Raw genomic sequence first — 23,232 nt, 5'->3', positions numbered from 1 at the left:
GCACGAACCTCATCCCGTTCCCCCACGCAGAGAAACCCATGAGCGGCAACCCCGGCACAACCTCCCCACGTCACAACGCCGTCGTCGATCTGCTTTTGCTGCTGACTTTATCGACCCTGTGGGGCGCTTCGTACACCTTCATACGGGTCGGTGTCGCGACGATTCCGCCCATTACGTTCATTGCGGCGCGAACCTTGATTGCAGGCCTGCTGCTTCTCGTCGGGATGAGCCTGTGCGGCGTAAAGTTGCCCCGCGAGCCGGCCATGTGGCGGCGCTTTCTCGTGCAGGCCCTGCTGAACAGCGTGGTGCCGTTTACGCTCATTGCCTGGGCCGAACGCTCGGTCGAGGCCGGTCTTGCCACCATCCTGAACTCGACGTCGCCGGTACTCGCGTTCCTCGGCACCTGGCTCGTCACCCACCACGAGAAAGTCACCGCACGCAAGCTGCTGGGCGTTATCGCGGGGCTAGCCGGAACCTGCCTCGTGGTGGGCGCCAGCGCCTTCGAAGGACTGGGGCAGCAACTCGTGCCGCAACTGGCCATTGTGGCCGCCACGGTCTGCTACGCGGGGGCAGCGCTCTATGGACGCGCCTTCAAGGGCCTGCCCGCCGCCGTACCGGCCACAGGTTCGCTGCTCGTGGGAACGGTGCTGCTCACGCCCATCAGCCTCCTCGTCGATCGTCCGTGGACACTGACCCCGTCGCTGCACTCCCTCATGGCGCTGCTGGGGTTGGCCGTTTTCTCGACCGCGCTGGCTTTCGTCGTCTATTTCCGGCTGATTCAAACCTTGGGATCCGTGGGCACTACTGCTCAGGCCTACTTAAGAGTTCCCATTGGCGTGGGAATCGGCATGGCCTTCCTGGGCGAAACGCTGTCGCCCTCGGCGTGGGCCGGACTCGCCTGCGTGGTTGCCGGCGTCGCGGCCATGACGATACCCGCATCGAGGCCGCGAACGGAGGCCGCCGCCCGATTGCGCACGTAATTTCGCGTAACCATTCAGCATGCTTTCCGTTAGCTCGGATGGGCAGAATCGTCCATCATGAGCAGACTTCACGGCCGGATCCACACCTTTGCGCGCGCCCTGCCACGGCTCGCCCTCAAGCCGCTGCGGCGCAAGCCCGTCGCGCAACCGGCACGCATTCTGATTGCGCAACACATGCTGCTGGGCGACGCGCTGCTTCTCGCCGCCTTGCTGGCGAAACTACGCGCACTGTATCCTCACGCGCAGATCGTGCTGGCCTGCCCGAAAGCGATGGCACCGCTCTATGCGAAACGCCCCTTCGGCGTCGATGCGCTCGCTTTCGACCCGCGCGACAGCGCTTCCGTAAAGCGCGTGCTGGCTTCGGGACCTTACGATCTGGGTATCGTGGCGGGCGACAATCGTTACAGCTGGCTTGCACTCGCGGCGGGTTGCCGCTGGATCGTCGCGCATGCGGGCGACCGCCCCGCGTGGAAGAACTGGCCGGTCGACGAGTCGATGCACTATCCCGCAGCGCCGGCCGCATGGGCGGATATGGCGGCGGAACTCGTGAAAGGTCCCGCACCGCGGCCGTATCACCCGACCGACTGGCCCGCGCCGCAGGCGAGCACACCGCTCCCGGCCGAATTGCGTGAAAGGCCCTATATCGTGCTGCATCCCGGCGCGAGCAGCGCGGTCAAGCGCTGGCCCGCCGAACGCTGGCGCGAGCTTGCGAAGCGTGTCGAGGCCGAAGGCTATCTGCCCGTATGGAGCGGCGGTCCGGGCGAGGCCGGACTCGTCGACGCAATCGCCCCCGATCCGGCACAACCCAATCTGGCGGGACGCTACGGCCTCGCCGATATGTGGCACGTACTGAGCGGCGCGCGCGCGGTGGTGTGCCCGGATACCGGCATCGCCCACCTCGCGCGTCTCGTGGGTGCGCCGACTGTCGCGCTGTTCGGCCCCGGCAATCCGCTGATTCACGGAGCGGGCCGTTATTGGCAAGACGCGCCGTTCGTGGCGCTGGCCGCGGACATGCCTTGCCGCGACCATGTCACGCTGTTCCGGCGCCCCGTTACGTGGGTGCGCCGGTGCAGTCGCAGCGAAGCGACCTGCCTAGACTGGCGCGACGGCCACGCCGGCTGCATGACCGGCAACTCCGTGGAGACGGTGTATCGTGCACTGCAGGACCTGCTGGTGCTCGCGACAGCACCCTGATCCAGCCGGCTCCGGTGCCGGCGCGGGGTCACTCCGCCCTCGTTACCCGTCGTTACCGTACTTCAGTGCAGTTTCGGAAACCCGTGGCGCTCGGCGAGCAGTTCGAGAATCCGCTTCGGGTCATTCACGAAGCGTTGCGCTCCCAACGTTTTGGCGTCGTCGGGAAACGGATGCTCGTCGCCCAGCACGAGTGCCGGCAGCCCCTGGTGTGCTTCGTCGAGCACCTCGATCACGACGGCACGCGGCCTGGCGAACGGCACGCGCTTGACGTCCAGCCGCGCGACGCGTTCCGGATCGCTCGCCAGCAGGCCTTCGATCGGCACGCCGTGCGGGCAGACGAAGCGTTCGCCCGGGTGGGCAGGATCGGTGAAACCGGGTTCGAGCAGCAACAGCAGATCGCGACTCATGATACGGACTATGCCTCCATAAAATTCAGGATTCTTGAATATTGAATGCAGCGCGCCGCGCGGTCAGGCTGCAACCGGCTCGCGCGTTCCCGCCGGACGCCAACCCAGTTCCGGTGCGATGCGTTCGATGAAATCCTCGAGAATCTGCCGATAGTGCTCGAACGGCAGATCGTAAGGCAGTTCAAGCCGCAGCTCGCTCACCTGGGCGACAACCGGGTCGGCCAGAAGCTGCGTCAGGATCTCGTCGGCAGTCCCGACCAGATCAGGCACGAACACCGTGCGCCGCTCGCCTTGCGGTGCCAGCGTACGCGCGCGGCGGCCTTCGTCAAACGCACGGTAGCGTTGCCGCGTGGGCGCGTCGGCGCCGTCCAGCGGCACGATTACGCGGCCGAGCGCGATCCGCGGCGGCCTGCGCTCGCTCCAGTGCGTGCAATACGCCTCCAGCTGGCGCAGTTGGGCCTCGCGATAGTCGTCGGTACCCTCGCCCGCCGTAATGTTGCCGATCAGCAAATTGAAGCCGTTGCGTCCGGCCCATTCCACCGAGCGCAGCGAGCCGCCGCCGTACCAGAGGCGGTCCGTGAGTCCTGGCGCATAGGGACTCACGCGGGGCCGCACGCGCCCGGCCGCCGATTCGACGAAACTTTCCTCGCCGCCCAGCCAGTCCCCCGCCAGGTTCCGGCGCAGACGGGCCACACGCGCCCACGAAAAATCGATCTGCCCGGGATCGACGTCGAAGAGACGCTCGCCCAGCAGGCCGCCGTGATTCGGTGCGCCTGCGCTCAAACCCACCTGTAACCGGCCACCCGATAGCACATCCACGCTCGCGAGATCCTCCGCGAGCCGGAAGGGATTCTCGTAACCCATCTGGATCACCGCCGCGCCGAGGCCGATGCGTGTCGTACGCTGGCTGGCTGCCGCAAGAAACGTCGTCGCGGAGGAAACCGCACGCTCCAGATGGCGTTGCCGCACCCAGGCACTGTCGTAACCCAGCGCTTCGCCGCTGCGAAAGAGTTCGAGCGATTGTTCGAGCCCGGCGCGCGGCGCCTCGTCGCGGTAGTTTCCCGGCGTCAGAAAAGCAATATGATCGATGTTCACCTTGCTCATTTTCTAATTATTTCGTTATCCATATTTTCTATCGGACCGCGCTATGCTCATCCTCAAGTATCGCGCAAGCCCGGCGGATTCGTTTGCGATGCGTCGAGCGCCTCCGATTGCAACCCCCATCTCGCGAGCGCCGCCCGGTACTGGCCGCCGTGTATCAATCCGTTCGTCGCCGCCGTCAAGGCGTCGGCGAGACCGCTGCCCTTGCGCGTCGCAATTGCTACGTCGGCCCGATTGGGCCAGCCGGCGTTGACCGTGCCCACCTGGCGTATACCACCCTGGGTCGCCGCCTCGTAGGCAAGCGGACCGCCGGGATCGAGAATCGCGTCGGCCCGCCCGCTGAGCAGCGCGAGCCGTTCCGAGGCGTGATCGTCGTAATACTGCAGCGTAACGGCCCGCAGTCCGTGCGCCTCGTTCTGCCGGCTCCATTCGAGCAGAATGCGCTCCTGCGCCGTGCCCGAGCCGGTGATGATGCGCAGCCCCGCGATATCGCGCGGCTCGCGAATCGCCTTGATCGCACTGCCGTTGGCCACATAGAACGCGTGCAGTCCGAGCCGATAGGTCGAGAAGTCGTACTTGCGCTTACGCGCTTCGGTAACGCCCACATTCGAAATGACCGCGTCGTACTTGCCGGAACTCAGCCCGAGCGGCCAGTCGGGCCACGCCACCGGCACGAGTTCTAGGCGCAGACCCATTGCGTCCGCCACGAGCTGCGCGTAGTCGGGATCGGCGCCCACCACGGTCCGCGCGTCGGTGGCATAAGTCGAAATGGGCGGCGAGAACGGCGCGATTGCCACCGTGAAGACGCCCGGCGCGACAAAACGATAGTTGCCGAGCGCGCGTATTGCCCCGGCATCCTTCGGCGCCCGCAGGCGCCCGGTCTGTTGCGGACTGAAATCGAATGCGCTCGCCGCCGCCCACGTAAGGCTGCCGGGCCACACCCATGCGGCCGCACCCAGCACGATCAGATTCGCGATGCCCCTTCGGCGTGTATCGGGTCGCTCGACGGCTCGCTTGCTCGAATCCATCACAGCACCTTCGAGAGGAACTCGCGCGTGCGTGGATGCGACGGTGCGCCCAGCACCTGCGCAGGCGGCCCCGATTCGACGATGCTACCGCCGTCCATGAACACGACCGTATCCGCCACTTCGCGCGCAAAACCGATCTCGTGCGTGACGACGATGAGCGTCGTCCCCGAGCGCGCGAGCTGACGTATCACGTCGAGCACTTCGTTCACGAGTTCGGGATCGAGGGCCGAGGTGGGTTCGTCGAACAGCAAGACCTTGGGTTTGAGTGCCAGCGCGCGGGCAATGGCCACACGCTGCTGCTGGCCGCCGGAGAGCTGGCGCGGCCACGCGTCGGCTTTGCCTTCGAGGCCCACGCGCGCGAGCAGCGCTCGCGCTTCGGCCTGTGCCTCGGCTCGCGGCACGCCGGCGGCGAGCGGGGCTTCGATGAGGTTATCCAGCACGCTCAAGTGCGGGAACAGGTTGAAGCTCTGGAACACCATCCCGACATCGGCGCGCCGGCGCAGCACCTCGCTTTCGTCCAGTTCGTAGAGCGTGCGCCCTTCGCGCCGATAGCCCACGAGTTCGCCGTCGATGTCGATGAAGCCGTCGTCCACACGCTCAAGATGGTTGATCGTGCGCAGCAGGGTCGATTTGCCCGACCCCGACTGGCCGAGTATGACCGTCACGCTGCCCGACGGCACGGTGAGCGAAACGTTGTCGAGCACCTTGAGGGTGCCGAAGCTCTTGGAAACGTTGTGGATCCCTACCCGGCCACCCACGCGGCGCTGCGCCCAGCCGGCGGTGGCTTCGGCTTCGGGGCCGTTCGCGGCAACCGTTCGTCGCGTGCGCCACCGGGCGGCCAGCCCGGCGAGCGGCGGACGCGCCGCCTGCTCGCGCGTGGCACCACGTGCATAGTGGCGCTCCACGTGAACCTGGATGGCCGACAAAACCGTCAGGATAACCAGGTACCAGACCGTGGCGACCAGCAGCAGCGGAATCACTTCCAGGTTGCGGTGATAGATGATCTGCACGGTGTAGAAGAGATCCGGCATCGCGAGGATATAGACCACCGAGGTTCCCTTCGCCAGCCCGATCACGTCGTTGAACGCAGTGGGCAGCACCGCGCGCATGGCTTGCGGCAAAACGATGCGCCTCGCCTGGCGCCCGCGCGGCAAGCCCAGCGCCGCAGCGGCTTCGCGCTGCCCATGATCGACGGACAAGATACCGCCGCGTATTGCCTCGGCGGCGAACGCCGCGTGATTGAGCGTGAGGCCGAGCACCGCCGCGAAGAAAGGTCCGATCAGATCCGTGGTCGGTTCGTTGAACAGCGTGATGTGCGTGAACGGCACGCCGATCCAGACGGTCTCGTACAGATAGCCGAGATTGTTCAGCAACAGGAGCAGCACGATGGGCGGAATCGAGCGAAAGAGCCAGATATACGCCCACGCGCAGCCGGATACCAGCGGCGAGCGGGAGAGCCGTGCGAGCGCGAGCGGCACCGCAAGCGCAAAACCGAACACGGCGCCGAGCGCCGTGAGTTCGAGTGTGCGCAGGAGTCCGGTGAGCACGGGCTCCGCGAAGAACCACTGCGCAAAGACGCCCCACTCCCAGCGCGGATTGCCCAGCACCGAATTGAGAACCAGGGCAATCAGCGCGATTGCCAGCACCGTTCCCACCGTGCGCGCGCGATGGCGCGCAGGCACGATACGGTAGTGCGCATAGTCGGGGACGTCCGCGTGCACCGCAGTGGCAGACGCGACGTGGGTGGTATCGCTCATGGTCTTGTGTTCCTGCTCGATCTATCGGCGGCTCGTTGCCGGGCCGCTCACTGCGCCTGGGCGAGCGCGTAGCGGCTTTCGCGTCGCGGCAGGCCCAGATGGTCGCGCAACGTCTTGCCTTCCAGGCGCCGGCTATAGCGGCCGCGCGCTTCGAGCACCGGAATCACGTGCTTCACGAAGTCGTCGAGGCCCTCCGCCTGCACCGGGAAACCCAGGATGAAGCCATCGGCAGCACCCGCGTCGAGCCAGCGGATCAGTTCGTCGGCCACCTGCTCGCCCGTGCCGAGGAACTGCGTCTTCGGCGTGGCGACTTCCAGCGCGACTTCGCGCAGCGTGGAGCCTTTGCGGCGTGCTTCGGTCTTGATGCGGTCGGTGGTCGAACGGAAGCTGTTCGTGCCCAGCTCGCCCAGTTCGGGAAACGGTGCGTCGAGCGGGTATTGCGAGAAGTCGTGATGCTCGAAGAAGCGGCCGAGATACGCCAGCGCTTCGTCGATGTCGAGCAGGTCGCGGATCGCACGATACTTCGCCTCGGCTTCGGCCTGCGTCGCTCCCACCACCGGCCCCACGCCCGGGAAAATCTTCACGTCCGTGGCATTGCGCCCGTGCGCGACGGCGCTGGTCCGCACGCGCTCGGCAAACGCGCGAGTTTCTTCGAGCGATGGCGAATGCGTGAAAACAGCGTCGGCGTATTTGCCGGCCAGATCGATACCGGAATCCGACGACCCCGCCTGAAAGATCACAGGCTGCCCCTGCGGCGAACGCTGGATGTTGAGCGGTCCCGCGACTTCGAAGAAGCGGCCCTTGTGATTCAGCGTATGCAGCTTGTCCCGATCGAAGAAGCGCCCGCTTGCGCGCTCGCGCACGAAGGCGCCATCGTCCCAGCTATCCCACAGTCCCTGCACGACGTCGAGATATTCGTCCGCGATTTCGTAGCGCAATTCGTGGTCCGGATGTTCGCCGCCATAGTTTTTTGCCGAGCCTTCGAGCGGCGATGTCACGACGTTCCAGCCTGCGCGCCCGCCGCTCAGCAGATCGAGCGAGGCGAACTGGCGGGCCACCGTGAACGGATGGCTATAGGAGGTCGAGAGCGTGCCCGCGAGGCCGATCTTCGAAGTCGCGGCGGCGAGCGCCGAGAGCACCGAAATAGGTTCAAAGCGGTTCAGAAAATGCGGAATCGACTTCTCGTTGATATAGAGGCCATCCGCGACAAAGGCGAAGGCAATGCCGTTGTCTTCGGCCTTCTGCGTGATGCCGGTCACGAAGTCGATATTGACGCTCGCATCCGCCGGCCCGGCCGGGTGCTTCCACGCGTTCATATGGCCGCCCGCGCCGTGCAGCATGATGCCGAAGGTGAGATTACGCTGGGTCATGATGGGGTTCCGTCAAGCAAAGGGAAAGAGAGAGGTCACGCGCGCGCAGTCTGCGCCGCGCCCGCGAGCCGTTCGAACGAGGCGAGCCGCAACGCGTAGTCGGCGACCGGCGTGTCGATCACGAATTCCTCCACGCCGAAGCGCTCGTGCAGCACATCGAGTTCCGCGCGCACTTCGTCGGCCGTGCCGGCGATCACGTGCGGGTGCAGTTCGTCGAGCCGGTAGTCGGAAACGCCCGTCTGCCGCGCGAATTCCGCGGCGGCCTCCGGACTCGGCAGATTGACGCTCTGCCCCGTCGCGAGCTGAAGCTTGAAGATGCGCAACGCGCCGACGTGGCGGCGCGCTTGCTCGCGCGTTTCGCCCACGAAGGCGTAGAGCGCGAGCAGCGGCGCATTGCCGGTGGCCTCGCAATAGGCTTCGATCGAACGCCCGATATTCGCTTCGTCGCCATTGAAGTGACCGGCATAGCAGAACTGCCAGCCGTGCTGCGCGGCCAGACGGGCGCTTTCGACACTGCCGCCCAGCAGTACGCGCTCGGGGGCCTCCGGCGGCGTGGGCAACGCAACGGCGCCCGCGAGCGGATGATCTTCCTCCACGCCCCACTTCAAAAATGCGTCGAGCTCCGCGAGCTGATGCGCGAAGTCGGGTTTCTTCGTCTTGTCGTGAAACCACTGAAGCGCGCGCGTGGTGAGCGGCAAGCCGCCGGGCGCCTTGCCCACGCCCAGATCGACGCGGCCCGGCGCGAGCGAGGCCAGCACGCGAAACGTTTCGGCGACCTTGAACGGACTGTAGTGCTGCAGCATCACGCCGCCGGAGCCGACGCGTATACGCAAAGTCCGTGCGAGCAGATGCGAAACCACGATCTCCGGCGCCGAACTGGCGAGGCCGGGCGCGCCATGATGCTCGGCGATCCAGTAGCGCCGGTAGCCCAGCGCTTCCGCGCGCTGCGCGAGTTTCACCGTGAATTGCAGTGCCTCGTGTGCGCTTGCGCCTTCGGCGATCGGGCTCTTGTCGAGAATCGAAAGGGACCAGGACATGTCACTCCCTTCCCGTGCGCCGGGTGCGCAGGGGAACAAGGGTTGCGGGATATACGCTCGAAGCTTCCCTCAGCATTATGTTCATGCGGCTGCGGGAACCGAACGAGCAATTTCTGCTATGCATAGCTCGATCAGAACTGATAGCGGGCGCGCAGGTAATAGAAGCCGCCGTTCACGCCGATGGTCGAGGCAAAGGCGTCGTACTGCGCGCCCTCCAGCTGCGCCGCGTAGGGCAGCTTGGTCGGATAGACATCGAACAGGTTGTTGGCGCCCGCCGCGATCTGGAATTGCTTCGTCACGTCGTAGCGCACTTCCACGTCGGTGACATAGCGTGCCGCGTTCTCGAAGTGAATAAACTGCGTGGTGGAAAACGCGTTGGGCCCGACAATGTAGGTCTCCTCGCCCGAGGTCGAGCCGAAGCGCGTTTCATGCACCGTCACGGCCCACTTGTCGCGATGCCAGGTGCCGCCGATGATGATCTTGTTCTTCGGCGTCGAGGTGGTAAGCCAGCCGATCTGCTGCGCATTCAGCTCGGGGGCGCCGTTCGTGCCGGTCGCCAGATGCGTCACGGAGGTCGTGTTGAGATTCACGCCGAAATCCCAGTCCACCTGCCCGTAGCCGCCGAAGCTCGTGTGATACGTGCCCGTGAGATCGAGGCCGCGCGTGCGGGTGCTGGCGCCGTTGGTGAAATAGCTCGCGGATACGGCCGAGGCCGGAATCGAGCTGGGCACCGAAAGCCCCGCCGCCTCCATCGCTGCAATCGCTTCGGCACCCGACGCCGTACCGCCCAATACGATGCGATTGCGGATGTCGATCTGATAGGCGTCGAGCGCGATATGCAGATTGGTTGCGGGCGTCAGCACGAAGCCGACGCTGTAGTTGGTCGATTGCTCGGACTTGAGCTGCTGGGCGCCGATCAGCCGCGCAGCCGCCGAGTTCGCGGCCAGCAGGCCGCTCGCCGAAGCGGGTGACTCGTTGATATTCGTGTAGTACTCCTCCGCGAGCGATGGCGCGCGGAAGCCCGTGCTCACGCTGCCGCGCACGGCTACGGCGGGCGTGAAGTCGTAGCGCGTCGAAATCTTGCCGTTGGTCGTGTCGCCCACGTCGTTGTAGTGCTCGTAGCGGCCGGCCAGATCGATCTGCCACTTCGGCGTGATATGCGTGGAAAGATCGATATATGTGCCGATCACATTGCGCGAGTTGTCGCTCGCGCTCACGGGCGCGAGGCCCGGCAGCGCCTGCGCACCGCCATAGACATACGAGGCCGGATCGCCCGCGCCCACCGTGTACGTCTCGCGCCGTTGCTCCACGCCGAACGACACGTGCAGCGGCGCCGGCAGCAGCGGCAGCTGGAATGCGCGCGAGAAGTCCAGGTTATTGGTGAGTTGCGTATTGCTCACCGTTGCGAGGTGAAACGCCGTGGGCGTATACCCCTCGGCTGCGTAAAGCCCTGTATTGGCCGAATCGACCATGCCGAGCACGTCGTGGTCGCCGCCATACGTTGTGCTGAGATCCCACGACCAGCCGAACAGGTTGTCGCCCTTGATCCCTGCCGTGACGGAATAGTCGTTCTCGTTCACCGTTTCCTGCGGAACGAAGCCGTTCGGATAGATCGACGGCAGAACTGAAGGCGGACGGTAGTTCTGGTACGCGCTTGCGTTGCGGTGGGCATAGGTGCCGAAACCGTAGAGCTGCACGTCGTCGCTGATGTCGTAGCCCGCGTTGAAGCCCACGGCCTCGCGCGTGCTCGACGGGTCGCCCTCGATGGGGTTGTAGAAACCGTGACCCGGCGAGAAGGTGCCGAAGTAATCGTCCGGTGCGGTTCGCACCGTGTGATTCTGGCGTGCATATTCGGCACTCAGATCGAGAAAGCCCCGGTCGCCGAGATTCAGGCCGATATTCGCCGACTCGGTGTTCTTGAGTCCGTCGCCGGCATAAGTCTGCCCCGTCGACGATTGCACTTCACCGCCATGCGACGCGCGCTTGAGAATGATGTTGATGACGCCCGCAATGGCGTCCGAGCCGTATTGCGCCGCCGCCCCGTCACGCAGAATTTCGATGTGATCGATCAGCGCGACCGGAATCATGTCGATATCGACGCCCGTCGAACCCTGATTCAGGCCGCCGTCCAACGCGATATTCGCCGTGGTGTGGCGACGCTTGCCGTTGACGAGCACCAGCACGTGGTCGGGACTCAGCCCGTGCAGCGAAAGTGCGTCGGTGAGCACGGCCGCATCGCCCGCGTAGGTCTCCTTCGCAATACTCGGCGAGAGCTGAACCAGTGCGTCGCGCAAGTTGCTCTGCCCGGTCGCCTGAAGGCGGGCCCCGCTGATTACATCGACAGGCGTGAGACTCTGGCTCGCCTTGGTGTCCGTGCGCGTGCCGGTCACGACCACCGTGTCCTGCTGCACCGTATTGTTTCCTGCACGCGGGCCTCCTGCGGCGCCCGACTGCTGCGCCGCGGGCGCGCTCGCATCGCTTGCGGAAACAGGCGGCGCTGCGCTTTGCGCCATTGCCGCGCCATTGCAGGCAATCGCCAGCACAGCGAGCGGCAATGCCTTCATGCGTACCCCGAGCACGGCCTGAACGGGCCGCTTGTTCTTGATTGCGTGCATCGATAGTTATCCGGTCGATTGTGGGTGTTGATGCGTCGTGGTGGAGTGCTTTGCGCGCGCGTCCGCCTGCTGGTCTGGCGGGACCGGCAGCCTCATCGTTGAAACGGGGAGTGAGGTATTGCGGCGCAGTAGATCAGCGCTGGGGCAGATCCAACGGCTCTCTTGCGGAAGCGGTTTTAAGGTTCGTTATTAAATTCGTATACATATGGATAACTAACCAAATTAAAGATGTTGTCGGCGCTCTAACTCCGGCTCCGCTTGGAGCGCATGCTTCAAAAGATAGCAGCCCCACCCCGCTCCGATGAACCAATCATTTTGCGCATCGTTATTCCAGATGATTCACGATGCATGCGCCGTTCACTGCATATATTGCTCGTTGCCAATCAGGCCGATCTTCGTCGCCCCTTCGCGCTGCGCCGCCGCGAGCACCTCCGCCACGGCCTTATATGGCGCGAGCCGGTTGGGCAGCAGATGAATCTCCGGCTGGTTGGCCTGCGCCCCGACCTCGGCCATATGGCGTTCGAGATCGGCATGGTTCGCGAGCGGCAAGCCGTTCCACTTCAGCGTGCCGTCGAAGTCGATATCCACTTGCACCACCGGCGGCGGCACCGCGGGCGGCGGCGGATTGCCCTCCGGCAGATTCATCTTGACCGCATGCATCTGGATCGGGATCGTAATGATCAGCATGATCAGAAGCACGAGCATCACGTCGATCAGCGGCGTCGTGTTGATGTCCACCATCACGTCCGGCTCGCTGCCTGCCCCGGAGGATCCATTGAGCGCCATCTTTCCGTTCCTTTCGACTGTCGTGGGTTAGGCGCCGCGCGCGGGCGGCTGCGTGATGAACGACACTTTGACGATCCCAGCGCGTTCGCATGCCGTCACCACGCGTCCGATGAACTCGTAGCGCGTGGTCTGATCGCCGCGCACGTGCACTTCGGGCTGGGGTGTCTGCTGCGACGCCGTCTTCAACCGTGTGAGCAGCGCGGGGCCTTCGATGGGCTGCGCATTCCAGTAAAAGCGCCCGTCCTTGTCCACGGCAATCTCGATGCTGTCCGGCTTCGTCTGCAACGGGTTCACCGTTTCCTTCGGCAACTGCACGGGCACGGTGTGCGTGACGACCGGTATCGTGATCAGAAAGATGATGAGCAGCACCAGCATCACGTCGACGAGCGGCGTGGTGTTGATCGCGGCGATGACTTCGTCGTCGTCACCGTCCTGCGCTATGTTCATGGCCATGGCATGAGCTTCCCGTTAGACTCGCCGCGCGGCGCGCAGGATCAGTTCGCGTTGACGACCGCGCGCACCGGGCGCTTGCGGGCCGAAAGCAGCACCGTATGCAACTGGGCCGCAAACGCGCGCACGCGCTCCATGAGCGACTTGTTGCGGCGCACGAGGAAGTTGTAGCCAAGCACCGCGGGCACGGCCACCGCGAGGCCGATGGCGGTCATGATGAGCGCCTCGCCCACCGGACCCGCCACCTTGTCGATCGAGGCCTGCCCGGCGATGCCGATGGCGGTCAGCGCGTGATAGATACCCCATACCGTGCCGAACAGGCCGACGAACGGTGCGGTCGATCCCACCGTCGCAAGAAATGCGAGGCCGTCCTGGAGCCGATTGGAAACGTTCGCGGTCGAGCGCTCGAGCGTCACCTGAATCCACGTGTTGCGGTCCACTTCTTCGAGCAGCGCCTCGTCGTGATGATTGGCGGCTTCGATGCCCGTCTGGGCAATGAAGCGGAACGGCGACGCGTCGTCCAGCGACTCGACGCCCGCTGCGAGCGAAGGCGCGCTCCAGAGCTGTTCGTCCGCAGATTTCGCGCGGCGGTTCGCGCGCCATTGTTCGAAGAACTTGGTGATCATGATGTACCAGCTACCCATGGACATGGCCACCAGCACCAGCAGCACGAAACGGGCGACGAAGTCACCATTCGCCCACAAGGCCCCAAGGCCATAGGGATTGGTGATGGCAGAGGCCGTATCGGCGCTGGCATACTGCGGCGCGGTCGCGGCCAGGATCAGCAACCCGGCGGCGCTAGCGGCAAACGAATGCTTCTTCATGAATGCTCCTGTGAGGCTCCGTCGCCTGTGCGACGGAGCCGATAACGTAATGCGTGTGGGGTCAAGCGCGGGGACGGCGCAAACAGTGCACGCCGCGGCTCAGTTCAGATTGAACGAGAACGGCACCTGCACGCGCACGGGTTGGCCCTGCGCAATGCAGTTGAACTTTTTCACGGCATTGAACGCCGCGCGGTCGAGTACCGGATCGGCAGACTTCTCGACTTTCTCATCCGTCACATGCCCCTCGGGATCGACCACGAACGAGATCAGCACATCACCCGTGATGTCGTTGTCCTGCGCCTCCTGCGGATACACCATGGCGCTGCGCACCTTGTCCGAATTCGGGCAGACCACGCCGGCTTCGTGGCTCACCGGCTTTGCGGGGGCCTCGACCGGTGCGGGCGCCGGCGGCGCGGGCGGTGGGGCCACCTGGGTCGGCACCGGCACGGTCTGGTGCGTGATCGTCGGCTCGGGCGGCGGTGCGACGTGCACTTCAGGCGGCGGCACGAAGGGCGGCGGCGGCGCCTTGATCTTCGGCGGCGGCAACTGGACCGTTTTCACCGGCGGAGGCGGCGGTGGCTTGACCGGCTCGATAATGCGCGTCTCTATGGGCTGCTCGACCACCTGCGCCACGCGCGTGGCGAGACCGTTGATCAGGGCCCAGACGAGCACGAGGTGAAGCAGCACCACGAAGCCGATGCCGGCATAACGCCTCAGCGCGCCTTGCTTGCGCCCGCCGTACCGGGTCTGCGGCCACGGCCGCCCCGCGAAGGCTCCGTCTGACATGATCAGCTCCTCGGCAGCCCGGGCGGATTGGTCGAGGCGTGCTCGATCGCCTCGGAGGTCAGATTCCAGCGATCGAGCACCTGGCGGTATTTGCCGTCGTCAATCAGGTCGTTGAGCGACTGCGTGAGCGGTGCGGCGAGACCACTGCCGCGCCGCGTGGTGATCGCCACTTCGGCCGTGCGCGGCCAGCCCCCGCTTACGGTACCGACAAGACGCGTCTTGCCCTGCAGCGCCGACTGGTAGGCGAGCACGGCGTTTACGCTAAAGATGGCGTCGGCGCGGCCCGACTGCAGCGCGACGGTGCTCACGGCAGGATCGTCGTAATACTGCACGGTGACGGGCTTGAGTCCGTGCGCGACGTTTTCCTTGTCCCATTCGAGCAGGATCTTTTCCTGGTTGGTGCCCGCATCCGTGATAATGCGCAGCCCCGCAACATCTTTCGGATCACGAATCGATTTAATCGGACTGTCCGAGCGAACATAGAAGCCGAGATTGTCGCGACGGTAAGTCGAGAAATCGAATTTCTCCTTGCGCTCCTCCGTCACGGTCACATTCGAAATCACCGCGTCGACTTTACCCGACTGCAAGGCGAGCGGCCAGTCCGGCCACGCGAGCGGCACCAGCTTGAGCTTGCGGCCGAGGCTGTCCGCCACCAGTTGCGAAAGGTCGGGATCGAAGCCCACGACGGTCTTCGCATCGGTCGCATAGGTGCTGATCGGCGGCAGCGCGGGGACGATGCCCACGGTCAGCGTGTCCTTCTCCGCGAAAGCGAAGTTTTGCGGAATCGCCTTGACGACAGACGGATCGGCGCTCGTGCGGATGCGTCCCTGCTGGTCGGGCGTCAGGTTGAACGAACTGGCGGCGAAGGCCATGGCGGCCACGCCCAGCGCGAGCGCGCCGGCAACCGGAATCAGTGTGCGTTTGAGTGTCATGATCGGTTCGGTGAGTTCAGTGAGCTCAGTGAGAGTAGGCAGCGCAATTAGCGCTGCAGACCGAGCGGTGCGCGCGGACGCAGGTCTTCGAGGGTGTGAACGGCGAGCGGATCGAGCAGATCCTTCGCGAACGGCAGATGCACATGAATCTCCGGCGCGATGGCGCGGTCGAAGAGCGGCGCATAGCCGGTATCGGTATAAAGGCCCCATGCCTCGGGCTGCTTGAAGCCCGTGGTCAGGTACACGCGGCGGTAGCCCTGGCGCAAAGCACGCGCTTCGAGTTCTTCCACCACCCGGCGCGCGAGCCCCTGGCGGCGCACGGCAGCGTGCGTCCAGATGCGCTTGAGTTCCGCCGTGTGCGCGTCGTAGCGTTTGAAGGCGCCGCCGGCTACGGTTTCGCCATCGCGCACGATCACGAGAAACGCGCCTTCGGGCGGCGCAAACAGTTCGGCGGGATAGCGTGCGAGCTCCTCGGCGGCCGAGGTGTCGCTATCGCGGCGGAATTCGCGGTAGCGCGTGGAATACTCGTATTGCAGCGCGTCGATCAACGGTTTCGCAACAGGATCGAGCGGCGAGGTATCGATAATGCTGTAGCTCATTTTTCTTGCATTCGGTGAGGGCTGCCAAAGCGGCTGCGTCTTTCGTTTTCCGAAAGCGCCGCGCTGATCGGGCTATCGCGGCGTCCTTGCCAACGCAAGTCCGCCGCGCATTGCCGCTAATTCGTCAGCAAGATTAGCCCTACACCGCATGCAAATTAACCAAGCATTTCGAATATCTTTATGGGCCTGATTAATTGTCTTTTAAAGCATCGATTCTGCTATTTCACCGGTTTTTATCGATGCCCGATTCAGCGTTCGTCGGGTTGCGCCAGATGGAACAGACAGTCCCCACGTTGCACGGCAGCCATCGCGCGCTGGCACACGACCTCGCCCGCCGCCGCGAAAGCGACCGTAATAGGCGGCTTCAATGGTGTGTCCGGAAAGTGAATACGGGCTGCGGGCTGGCCGGCGCTCACCTGCTCGCCCAGTTCGACGAGCGGCTCGTACACGCCACGCTCGCTCGCATAGACATAGTGAGGCGCGCCCGCCACGCGGTAAAAGTGCGTTTCGCCCGGAGGCCGCGCGGGCACGAGCGGACCGTGCAGCACGCCGATCGCGCCCAGCAAATGCAGCAAACCCTCGCGCGCTTCGCGCAAGAGCCTCGCCTGCACCACGCCGCCCCCGCCGAGTTCGGTGACGATGGACAGCGCCCCCTGGCGCCGCGCGGCGGTGGCGGAGTGAACCGGGTTCGGCGCGTGAAGAAACGCGCGGGGCAAGCCGAAGGCCGCGAGCAGCGTGCGCAGGCGGGCGTTTTCTTCGGCGTCGCGCGGTTCGATGGCCAGCATGTTCGCGCCGTGATAGAGCAGCGAACTGCCGCCCGAATGCAGATCGACGAGGTACTGTGCGCGCGCCAGCAGCGTGTGCTCGATATAGTCGGCGATCATGGCCGTGGGTGTGCCCTGAGGGTCGCCCGGAAAACTGCGGTTCAGATTGCCGCCGTCGAGCGGCGAAACACGCAACCCCGCCTCGGCCGCGGGAAAGTTGGCCATCGGGAGAAAAATCAGTTGGCCGCGCACCCATTGCGGTTCGATCTCGCGCAGGAGTTGCGATACGAGCACCTGCCCCTCGTATTCGTCGCCATGATTGCCGGCCATGAGCAGCACGGTCGGCCCCGCGCCGTTACGCACCGACCCGATGGGGATCGGTAGCCAGCCGTAAGCCGACCGATGCACGGAATGCGGCAGGCGCAGATAGCCCACCTGCCGGCCGTCCGCATCGAAATCGATTTCGCTGTGAATGGGGTTTCCCATGCTGTTTCCTCCGGTGACGTCGCGGCCATTCTCGACGATCCGCACGCGCTTCATTACGAAGCTTTTGGCAGATCGTTATGAGCTTAACCGATCGGACGTGTCGCGAGCTTGGTGAAGCGTGGCGGAGACACAGCGGAATCCGGCGCCCTTCTATAGCGTGTAGTCGAAAACCAGCACGCCCTGCGGGGCCAGCAGCGGACCGATGAGCGCCTTGAACGCGTGGTGACGACTATCGTAGTACGCGGGATCCGTGACAACCGGTTCGCCCACGTAGTAGTTACGATCGCCCTCCGAGTCGAAACTCAGCAGAAACGCATGCTCGAATGCGCCGTGAGCCCCCTCCCCACTGCTTTGCAGACCATGCTCGATCGAGCGGATATAAGGCTTGCCGTCTCGCCGGCAGTCTTCACGCAGATCCAGAAAAGCCTGCACGAGTGCGTTCTGCTGGACTTCCGAAACCGTATTCGCGAAGCACAGCAGCACGATATGTCGGACAATGCCGCGCCGGTATTCGGAGGCCGTGAAAATCTTCGGACCGTAGCGCAGAAGGTCGTCCTTGAGAGAATCGGCAGCGGAACGGGAAGCGGATTCGAAGGCAGTGTGATTCAGATTCACGGCAGGTCCTGTACGTGAGGGTGGGTCCGCCAGTATTGGCTAGCGTGGTCAGGGCGCATTGTAGAAATGCGCACGACCGTCGAGCAGCGCACGGCGCACCTGGCTGGGACTGAGGCCCGTCAACGCGCGAAACTCGTGCGTTGACGGGCCTGATCGACGTAGCCGGGGTCGAGCAAAAAGGTCAGCGTACGATCGGGCGGCGCAAGCGCGAGCGTACGCATGGCACGCTGCAATCGCGCAAGCCGGCGAAAGCGAACGGGCGTCGATCCGGTCGTAGCGCGGAAGCGATATTCGAGTTGCCGGCGGCCGAGTCCCGTTGCGCTTGCCACATCGGCAACGCGATTCTGGTCTTTTTGTAGCAGTGCAATCGCCGCTTCGATGCCGATGCCGCGAGGCGGTCTGCGTAACTGTGCGCGAAAGAACGCATCGAGCAGCGCGGTGCAATGCGATGCGCAGCACCGGGTGCGAGCGACAAGCGCCCGGGCCTGGCATGACCGGCAGCAACGCCGGCGGCGTGCCGGTGCTTTCCCAGCTCCAGTAGCGGTCGATGAACGGCCGCAGCGTGATATCGGGCAAGCGGTGATCGATGCGCATCATCGCCGTGGCTACCTCTTCTGCACGATATCGACCAGTTCTCCAATGCTCTGCATAACTGACTGCTTGCCCTGGCGCGACCATGCATCGAACGACGTCGTGCCGCTCACTACGCCGACGAACGGAATACCGGCCTGCTCCGCCGCCAGGGCATCGACGGCATGATCGCCCACATAGATTGCCGCATGCGCCGGCAAGCCCAGCCGCGTCAGTGCATACACGAGTCCTTCGGGATCGGGCTTGTGCCGCGCCACATCCTCTCCGCCCACGATCACATCGGCCTGCGACTGCAGTCCCGCTACGGCAAGAATCGCCTCGATGCGATAGCGGAATTTGCTCGAAACGATGCCGATGGCGATACCTCGCTCGTGCAGAGCGGCAAAGAGATCGAGGACTTCGGGATAGATACGCGTGGACGTAACCATGACTTCGTCGGCACGCTCGACGAAATAGCGTGCAAATGCAGCCGCGCGCACCTCGTCGCCTTCGTCGCCCTCGCCGGTCAGCGTGCGGTACATGGCGGGCAGCGCGAGCCCGATCACGGCATGGATCTGTTCGGGCCGCACCGGCGGACAGCCTAGCCGCCGCAACGCATGCCCCGTGCACTCGACAATGCCCGCGGACGAATCGGCCAGCGTCAGATCGAAATCGAACAGGACAGCGCGAACAGGCATCGGTGCATTCCGTTAAATGGCCAGGCGCAACCACGACGCCGGGCAAGCGATATCGTTGTGCCTGCAATCATGACACGAAGCAGGCCACGGGGTCATTCAGCCTGATCGCGTTCGGCCGCTTCGAATCCAGCCGGGTCGCGCGAGGCCCATTGGCCGGCCCAGGCGAGCAGCGGCTGCAGCGCCGCCTCGAGCCGGCGGCCTTCGTCCGTCATGCGGTAGCCGCCCTCGCCGTGCTCCACGAGGCCGGCCGCTCTCAGCTCCGCGAGCCGCGTATTGAGCAGGCGCGCGTTGGTGCCGCACGCTTCCTGAAGCGCGCGAAACGTCAGGGCCTCGCCGCGCAACTCCCAGAGTATGCGCAGTGCGGTGCGGCGCCCCAGCAGATCCAGCACGACCATGATGGGTCGACCGGTCTTCGAGCCGCGCACGGACTGTCCGATCTTTGGAATCTTCATGCTTTACTTTTTAAAGCAAAATACCTAAGCTGTCAACCGGCGCTACCTTGCCGCCGCCTTCGATGCAGAGGAGTTCATCGCCCTATGTCTCAGCGTATCGCTTCCGCCGCCCCGCCTTTCGCGCCCGAAATCGCCACTCAGATCGAGCGGATCATGAAGGGACGCCCTCCATTGCGCCTCTTCACCACGCTCGCTCGCGACGCGCGCCTGTTCGGGAAATTCTTCGCCGCCGGCCTGCTGGACAAGGGACATCTCGACATCCGCCAACGCGAGATCGTCATCGACCGGACCACGGCGCTGTGCCGGTCCGAATACGAATGGGGTGTGCATATCGCCGTTTTCGCGCGCGCGGCTGAGCTGACCGACGAACAGATCCGTTCGCTCGCGCAAGGCTTTGCGCACGACGCGTGCTGGAAACACGAGGAGCGGCTGCTGATCCGCCTGTGCGACGCGCTGCACCTGAACTGCGATATCGAAGATAGTCTATGGGACGAGTTGCATGCAGCCTTCAGCGAGGAAGCCTTGCTCGAACTGCTCATGCTCGCGGGCTTCTACCGGACCGTCAGCTACCTGACGAATGCGCTACGCTTGCCGCATGAAGAGCATGCGGCGCGGTTTCCGTCCTGAATGAGGAAACGCCGCATGCACCGTCCCCTGCTTGCGGGAGAAGTCGATGCGTATCCAGGAGATTCTTGAGTCGCCGCTACCCGTTTCACGCTATGCGGATCCCGCGGATCCCGCAATACCCGGCGGCGGACTGGATACGAGCCTCGTGGCCGTGATGACCGATGTCGTGCGCGAGGGGCGGCCCGTGATTGGGCTGGGTTATGGCTTGGTGGGTCGCTATGCACAAGGCGGCCTCATTCGCGAGCGTTTCGCCGGGCTTTCGGCGATCTGCTGTCCTGACGAAATGAAAACGGCACGCCAGGGTAGAAACCCAAGGCGTGCCGCGCTGCCTCCAGCGTCAGTCGTACCGATACACCCCATGCTTCGTCTTGCGCCCGAGTCGGCCGGCCGTGACCAGCTCGCGCAGCAACGGACACGCGCGATACTTCGTATCGCCGAAGTCCTTGAGAAACACGTCCATCACCGAAAGGCACACGTCGAGCCCGATCAGGTCCGCAAGTGCGAGCGGCCCGATCGGGTGATTCGCACCGAGCTTCATCGCAGCGTCGATGTCCTCGGCCGTCGAAGTGCCTTCGGCAAGCACGAAGAACGCCTCGTTGATCATCGGCACGAGAATCCGGTTCACCACGAAGCCCGGCGCATTGCGCACGGTGACCGGCGTCTTTCCGAGGCGTTCGCTCAATTCGCGCACGGCGGCCAGCGTGGCGTCGTTCGTTTGCAGCGCGCGGATCACCTCCACGAGTTGCAGGAGCGGCACCGGATTGAAGAAGTGCATGCCGATGAAACGCTCGGGACGCTCCAGCACGGCCGCGAGCGCGGTGATCGAGATCGACGACGTGTTCGAAGCGACAATCGCATCCGCATGCACCACCGACTCGATCTGCCGCAGAATGCGCAGCTTCAGATCGAGGTTCTCGGTTGCGGCTTCGATGGCGATGTCGACGTCCGCGAGGCGGGCGTAGTCGGTCGAGGTGCGGATGCGCGCGAGTGCCGCGTCGCGCGTGGCCGCATCGAGCTTGCCCTTCTCGACGAGGCGCGCGAGGCTCCCCGTGAGCGTCGCCACGCCCTTCTCGAGCGCGGCGTCGGACACGTCGATCAGCACGACGTCGAGCCCCGCGACCGCCGCGACCTGTGCGATCCCGTTGCCCATCGTGCCCGCGCCGATAATGCCTGCCGTACGGATCGTCACCGGCGCCTCCTTCGTGGGTTGCGCCGCCATCACGCGAGGTTCTCGAACACGGCCGCAATCCCCTGCCCGCCGCCGATGCACATCGTGACGAGCGCGTAGCGGCCGCCGATGCGCTTCAGTTCATAGAGCGCCTTCACGGTAATCAGCGTGCCCGTTGCGCCCACCGGGTGGCCGAGCGAGATGCCCGAGCCGTTCGGATTGACCTTGGCCGGATCGAGGCCCAGTTCCTTCGTCGCGGCGCAAGCCTGCGCGGCGAACGCTTCGTTCGATTCGATCACGTCGAGATCGGCGGCCGTGATGCCCGCGCGCTCCAGCGCGAGACGCGAGGCCGGCACCGGGCCGATGCCCATATACGCCGGATCGACGCCTGCGTGCGCATAGGAAACGAGCCGCGCGAGCGGCTTCGCGCCGCGCTTCTCGGCCACGCTGCGCTCCATCATCAGCACTGCCGCGGCTGCGTCGTTGATGCCCGAGGCATTGCCGGCCGTCACCGTGCCGTTCTCCTTCGCGAACACGGGCTTGAGCTTCGCAAAGTCGTCGAGGCTCGCCTCGTGGCGCACGTGCTCGTCGGTGTCGAACTGCACCTCGCCCTTTTTCGACTTGATCGCGATGGGCAGGATCTGATCCTTAAAACGGCCTTCGGCAATTGCCCGCGCAGCACGGCGGTGCGATTCGAGCGCGAGTGCATCCTGCGCGTCGCGCGTGATGCCGTACTTCTTCGCAACGTTCTCGGCCGTCACGCCCATGTGAATGGTCTGGAACGGGTCGTGCAGCGCGCCCAGCATCATGTCGATCAGCTTGCCGTCGCCCATGCGCTGGCCGAAGCGCGCAGCGGGCACCGTGTACGGCGCGCGGCTCATGCTTTCCGCGCCGCCGCCGATGGCGATCTCGGCATCGCCGAGCAGAATGGTCTGCGCGGCCGAAACGATCGCCTGCAGGCCCGAGCCGCACAGGCGATTCACGGTCAGCGCCGGCGTGTGCTGCGCCACACCGCCGTCGATCGCCGCGACGCGCGCGAGATACATGTCGCGCGGCTCCGTGTGGATCACGTTGCCGAACACCACGTGGCCCACTTCGTCGCCGGAAACGTTCGCACGCGACAGCACTTCGCGCACCACGCGCGCACCCAGATCGGTCGGCGCGAAGTCCTTGAGACTGCCGCCGAAATCGCCGATCGCAGTACGCACGCCGCTCACCACCACCACTTCCTTCGCTGCATTGCTCATCGTATTGCTCCAGTGTGTTCGCGCTTGCCGCGCGTGCAGGCATTACATGTTCGGATAGTTCGGTCCGCCGCCGCCTTCGGGCGTGACCCACACGATGTTCTGCGTCGGATCCTTGATATCGCAGGTCTTGCAGTGCACGCAGTTCTGGGCGTTGATCTGCAGCCGGTCGCTGCCGTCGTCGTTCTTCACGAACTCGTACACCGCCGCCGGGCAGAAGCGCCCCTCCGGACCCGCATAGGTGCGCAGGTTCACGTCCACCGGCACACTCGCGTCTTTCAGCGTCAGGTGCGCGGGCTGGTTCTCCTCGTGGTTCGTATTGGAAACGAACACCGAAGAGAGCCGGTCGAACGTGAGCTTGCCGTCGGGCTTCGGATACACGATCGGCTTGCACTGCGAAGCCGGCTTGAGCATCTCGTGGTCCTGGTGCTGGTGATGCAGCGTCCACGGCACGTTGCCCCTGAACAGCTTCTGCTCGATACCCACCATCAGCGTGCCCAGCACCAGGCCCTTGCTCATCCACTGCTTGAAATTGCGCGCCTTGTACAGTTCCTCGTGCAGCCACGAGTTCCTGAATCCTTCCGGGTAAGCCGTGAGTTCGTCCTGCTGGCGCCCTGCCTGCACCGCTTCGAAGGCCGCATCGGCGGCCAGCATGCCGGTCTTGATCGCCGCGTGGCTGCCCTTGATGCGCGAGGCGTTCAGGAAGCCCGCGTCGTCGCCCACCAGCGCGCCGCCCGGGAAT

At 64.7% G+C, this 23,232-nt stretch carries 24 protein-coding genes and 1 pseudogene; 5 read left to right on the top strand and 20 right to left on the bottom strand.

Features of this window, described 5'->3' with window-relative positions:
- Nucleotides 1-38 precede the first annotated feature (38 nt).
- Nucleotides 39-980: a DMT family transporter gene (locus U5760_RS28110; protein ID WP_322015578.1), complete on the top strand. Its 942-nt coding sequence runs from the start codon at nt 39-41 to the stop codon at nt 978-980.
- A gap of 57 nt (nt 981-1,037) precedes the next feature.
- Complete coding sequence (locus tag U5760_RS28105) at nt 1,038-2,174, top strand: glycosyltransferase family 9 protein (protein WP_322015577.1); 1,137 nt, start codon at nt 1,038-1,040, stop codon at nt 2,172-2,174.
- Between the two features lie 62 nt (nt 2,175-2,236).
- Here the strand turns inward: U5760_RS28105 and U5760_RS28100 are convergent, their stop codons facing one another.
- From U5760_RS28100 to U5760_RS28030, 15 genes are all read right to left on the bottom strand, one after another.
- The gene (locus U5760_RS28100; RefSeq protein WP_322015576.1) at nt 2,237-2,581 is read right to left on the bottom strand and encodes a DUF3088 domain-containing protein; all 345 of its coding nucleotides are present in this window, start codon (nt 2,579-2,581) and stop codon (nt 2,237-2,239) included.
- Nucleotides 2,582-2,644: 63 nt separating this feature from the next.
- A complete protein-coding gene (locus U5760_RS28095; RefSeq protein ID WP_322015575.1) occupies nt 2,645-3,685 on the bottom strand; it encodes an LLM class flavin-dependent oxidoreductase in 1,041 nt (346 codons plus the stop codon).
- A 53-nt stretch (nt 3,686-3,738) separates the two neighbouring features.
- Nucleotides 3,739-4,710, bottom strand: a complete 972-nt coding sequence (locus U5760_RS28090) for an ABC transporter substrate-binding protein (RefSeq protein WP_322015574.1) — start codon at nt 4,708-4,710, stop codon at nt 3,739-3,741.
- A complete protein-coding gene (locus tag U5760_RS28085) occupies nt 4,710-6,467 on the bottom strand; it encodes an amino acid ABC transporter permease/ATP-binding protein (RefSeq protein WP_322015573.1) in 1,758 nt (585 codons plus the stop codon). Before U5760_RS28085 ends, U5760_RS28090 begins: the two co-directional genes overlap by 1 nt.
- Before the next feature lie 47 nt (nt 6,468-6,514).
- Nucleotides 6,515-7,837: an LLM class flavin-dependent oxidoreductase gene (locus U5760_RS28080; RefSeq protein WP_322015572.1), complete on the bottom strand. Its 1,323-nt coding sequence runs from the start codon at nt 7,835-7,837 to the stop codon at nt 6,515-6,517.
- A 35-nt stretch (nt 7,838-7,872) separates the two neighbouring features.
- The gene (locus U5760_RS28075; protein ID WP_322015571.1) at nt 7,873-8,874 is read right to left on the bottom strand and encodes an LLM class flavin-dependent oxidoreductase; all 1,002 of its coding nucleotides are present in this window, start codon (nt 8,872-8,874) and stop codon (nt 7,873-7,875) included.
- A 131-nt stretch (nt 8,875-9,005) separates the two neighbouring features.
- Entirely contained in the window at nt 9,006-11,489 is a 2,484-nt protein-coding gene (locus U5760_RS28070) for a TonB-dependent receptor (RefSeq protein WP_322015570.1), read from the bottom strand.
- Nucleotides 11,490-11,846: 357 nt separating this feature from the next.
- Nucleotides 11,847-12,275 (bottom strand): biopolymer transporter ExbD, encoded by a 429-nt coding sequence (locus U5760_RS28065; protein WP_322015569.1) that lies wholly within the window; start codon nt 12,273-12,275, stop codon nt 11,847-11,849.
- Between the two features lie 27 nt (nt 12,276-12,302).
- On the bottom strand, nt 12,303-12,728 hold the full coding sequence (locus U5760_RS28060; RefSeq protein WP_322015568.1) for a biopolymer transporter ExbD: 426 nt from the start codon (nt 12,726-12,728) through the stop codon (nt 12,303-12,305).
- Nucleotides 12,729-12,769: 41 nt separating this feature from the next.
- Nucleotides 12,770-13,549 carry a MotA/TolQ/ExbB proton channel family protein gene (locus tag U5760_RS28055; protein ID WP_322015567.1) on the bottom strand — a complete coding sequence of 260 codons (780 nt, stop codon included), beginning with the start codon at nt 13,547-13,549 and terminating at the stop codon, nt 12,770-12,772.
- 99 nt (nt 13,550-13,648) lie between these two features.
- A complete protein-coding gene (locus tag U5760_RS28050; RefSeq protein ID WP_322015566.1) occupies nt 13,649-14,335 on the bottom strand; it encodes an energy transducer TonB in 687 nt (228 codons plus the stop codon).
- Between the two features lie 2 nt (nt 14,336-14,337).
- Nucleotides 14,338-15,267 (bottom strand): ABC transporter substrate-binding protein, encoded by a 930-nt coding sequence (locus tag U5760_RS28045; RefSeq protein WP_322015565.1) that lies wholly within the window; start codon nt 15,265-15,267, stop codon nt 14,338-14,340.
- A 47-nt stretch (nt 15,268-15,314) separates the two neighbouring features.
- Nucleotides 15,315-15,866, bottom strand: coding sequence for a GNAT family N-acetyltransferase (locus U5760_RS28040; RefSeq protein WP_322015564.1), 552 nt, complete (start codon nt 15,864-15,866; stop codon nt 15,315-15,317).
- Nucleotides 15,867-16,114: 248 nt separating this feature from the next.
- Nucleotides 16,115-17,116 (bottom strand): succinylglutamate desuccinylase/aspartoacylase family protein, encoded by a 1,002-nt coding sequence (locus U5760_RS28035; protein WP_322015563.1) that lies wholly within the window; start codon nt 17,114-17,116, stop codon nt 16,115-16,117.
- A 150-nt stretch (nt 17,117-17,266) separates the two neighbouring features.
- Entirely contained in the window at nt 17,267-17,731 is a 465-nt protein-coding gene (locus U5760_RS28030) for a Dabb family protein (protein WP_322015562.1), read from the bottom strand.
- 140 nt (nt 17,732-17,871) lie between these two features.
- Between U5760_RS28030 and U5760_RS28025 the strand changes: the two genes are divergently transcribed.
- Nucleotides 17,872-18,090, top strand: coding sequence for a hypothetical protein (locus U5760_RS28025; RefSeq protein WP_322015560.1), 219 nt, complete (start codon nt 17,872-17,874; stop codon nt 18,088-18,090).
- A 246-nt stretch (nt 18,091-18,336) separates the two neighbouring features.
- Here U5760_RS28025 and U5760_RS28020 read toward each other — a convergent pair whose 3' ends face one another.
- Nucleotides 18,337-18,999, bottom strand: a complete 663-nt coding sequence (locus tag U5760_RS28020) for an HAD family hydrolase (protein WP_322015559.1) — start codon at nt 18,997-18,999, stop codon at nt 18,337-18,339.
- 92 nt (nt 19,000-19,091) lie between these two features.
- On the bottom strand, nt 19,092-19,451 hold the full coding sequence (locus tag U5760_RS28015) for a winged helix-turn-helix transcriptional regulator (protein WP_322015558.1): 360 nt from the start codon (nt 19,449-19,451) through the stop codon (nt 19,092-19,094).
- A gap of 84 nt (nt 19,452-19,535) precedes the next feature.
- Between U5760_RS28015 and U5760_RS28010 the strand changes: the two genes are divergently transcribed.
- Together U5760_RS28010 and U5760_RS28005 are read left to right on the top strand one after the other, a co-directional pair.
- Entirely contained in the window at nt 19,536-20,078 is a 543-nt protein-coding gene (locus U5760_RS28010) for a carboxymuconolactone decarboxylase family protein (protein ID WP_322015557.1), read from the top strand.
- A gap of 46 nt (nt 20,079-20,124) precedes the next feature.
- Nucleotides 20,125-20,331, top strand: a pseudogene (locus U5760_RS28005) (mandelate racemase); the annotation flags it as partial.
- Between the two features lie 84 nt (nt 20,332-20,415).
- Here U5760_RS28005 and U5760_RS28000 read toward each other — a convergent pair.
- The 3 genes from U5760_RS28000 to U5760_RS27990 all read right to left on the bottom strand — a co-directional run.
- Complete coding sequence (locus tag U5760_RS28000; protein ID WP_322015556.1) at nt 20,416-21,267, bottom strand: 3-hydroxybutyryl-CoA dehydrogenase; 852 nt, start codon at nt 21,265-21,267, stop codon at nt 20,416-20,418.
- A gap of 29 nt (nt 21,268-21,296) precedes the next feature.
- Nucleotides 21,297-22,493 carry a beta-ketothiolase BktB gene (gene bktB, locus U5760_RS27995; protein WP_322015555.1) on the bottom strand — a complete coding sequence of 399 codons (1,197 nt, stop codon included), beginning with the start codon at nt 22,491-22,493 and terminating at the stop codon, nt 21,297-21,299.
- Nucleotides 22,494-22,535: 42 nt separating this feature from the next.
- Nucleotides 22,536-23,232 (bottom strand): electron transfer flavoprotein-ubiquinone oxidoreductase (locus U5760_RS27990; RefSeq protein WP_322015554.1); only part of this gene is annotated, 697 nt, incomplete at its 5' end.

Source organism: Paraburkholderia sp. J12 (genome assembly GCF_905220215.1).
In the GTDB taxonomy this organism is placed as follows: Bacteria; Pseudomonadota; Gammaproteobacteria; order Burkholderiales; family Burkholderiaceae; genus Paraburkholderia.
Note: the sequence above shows the minus strand (reverse complement) of the source record. Positions and strands in the feature narration are given on the sequence as shown.

Bases quoted from the DNA above. Each gene is read 5' to 3' on its own strand.
- bktB (WP_322015555.1), bottom strand. From the start codon at position 22,493: ATGAGCAATGCAGCGAAGGAAGTGGTGGTGGTGAGCGGCGTGCGTACT.
- U5760_RS28010 (WP_322015557.1), top strand. From the start codon at position 19,536: ATGTCTCAGCGTATCGCTTCCGCCGCCCCGCCTTTCGCGCCCGAAATC.
- U5760_RS28020 (WP_322015559.1), bottom strand. From the start codon at position 18,999: ATGCCTGTTCGCGCTGTCCTGTTCGATTTCGATCTGACGCTGGCCGAT.
- U5760_RS28050 (WP_322015566.1), bottom strand. From the start codon at position 14,335: ATGTCAGACGGAGCCTTCGCGGGGCGGCCGTGGCCGCAGACCCGGTAC.
- U5760_RS28100 (WP_322015576.1), bottom strand. From the start codon at position 2,581: ATGAGTCGCGATCTGCTGTTGCTGCTCGAACCCGGTTTCACCGATCCT.
- U5760_RS28040 (WP_322015564.1), bottom strand. From the start codon at position 15,866: ATGAGCTACAGCATTATCGATACCTCGCCGCTCGATCCTGTTGCGAAA.
- U5760_RS28045 (WP_322015565.1), bottom strand. From the start codon at position 15,267: ATGACACTCAAACGCACACTGATTCCGGTTGCCGGCGCGCTCGCGCTG.
- U5760_RS28090 (WP_322015574.1), bottom strand. From the start codon at position 4,710: ATGGATTCGAGCAAGCGAGCCGTCGAGCGACCCGATACACGCCGAAGG.
- U5760_RS28075 (WP_322015571.1), bottom strand. From the start codon at position 8,874: ATGTCCTGGTCCCTTTCGATTCTCGACAAGAGCCCGATCGCCGAAGGC.
- U5760_RS28105 (WP_322015577.1), top strand. From the start codon at position 1,038: ATGAGCAGACTTCACGGCCGGATCCACACCTTTGCGCGCGCCCTGCCA.
- U5760_RS28065 (WP_322015569.1), bottom strand. From the start codon at position 12,275: ATGGCGCTCAATGGATCCTCCGGGGCAGGCAGCGAGCCGGACGTGATG.
- U5760_RS28070 (WP_322015570.1), bottom strand. From the start codon at position 11,489: ATGCACGCAATCAAGAACAAGCGGCCCGTTCAGGCCGTGCTCGGGGTA.
- U5760_RS28110 (WP_322015578.1), top strand. From the start codon at position 39: ATGAGCGGCAACCCCGGCACAACCTCCCCACGTCACAACGCCGTCGTC.
- U5760_RS28080 (WP_322015572.1), bottom strand. From the start codon at position 7,837: ATGACCCAGCGTAATCTCACCTTCGGCATCATGCTGCACGGCGCGGGC.
- U5760_RS28015 (WP_322015558.1), bottom strand. From the start codon at position 19,451: ATGAAGATTCCAAAGATCGGACAGTCCGTGCGCGGCTCGAAGACCGGT.
- U5760_RS28060 (WP_322015568.1), bottom strand. From the start codon at position 12,728: ATGGCCATGAACATAGCGCAGGACGGTGACGACGACGAAGTCATCGCC.
- U5760_RS28035 (WP_322015563.1), bottom strand. From the start codon at position 17,116: ATGGGAAACCCCATTCACAGCGAAATCGATTTCGATGCGGACGGCCGG.
- U5760_RS28055 (WP_322015567.1), bottom strand. From the start codon at position 13,549: ATGAAGAAGCATTCGTTTGCCGCTAGCGCCGCCGGGTTGCTGATCCTG.
- U5760_RS28095 (WP_322015575.1), bottom strand. From the start codon at position 3,685: ATGAGCAAGGTGAACATCGATCATATTGCTTTTCTGACGCCGGGAAAC.
- U5760_RS28085 (WP_322015573.1), bottom strand. From the start codon at position 6,467: ATGAGCGATACCACCCACGTCGCGTCTGCCACTGCGGTGCACGCGGAC.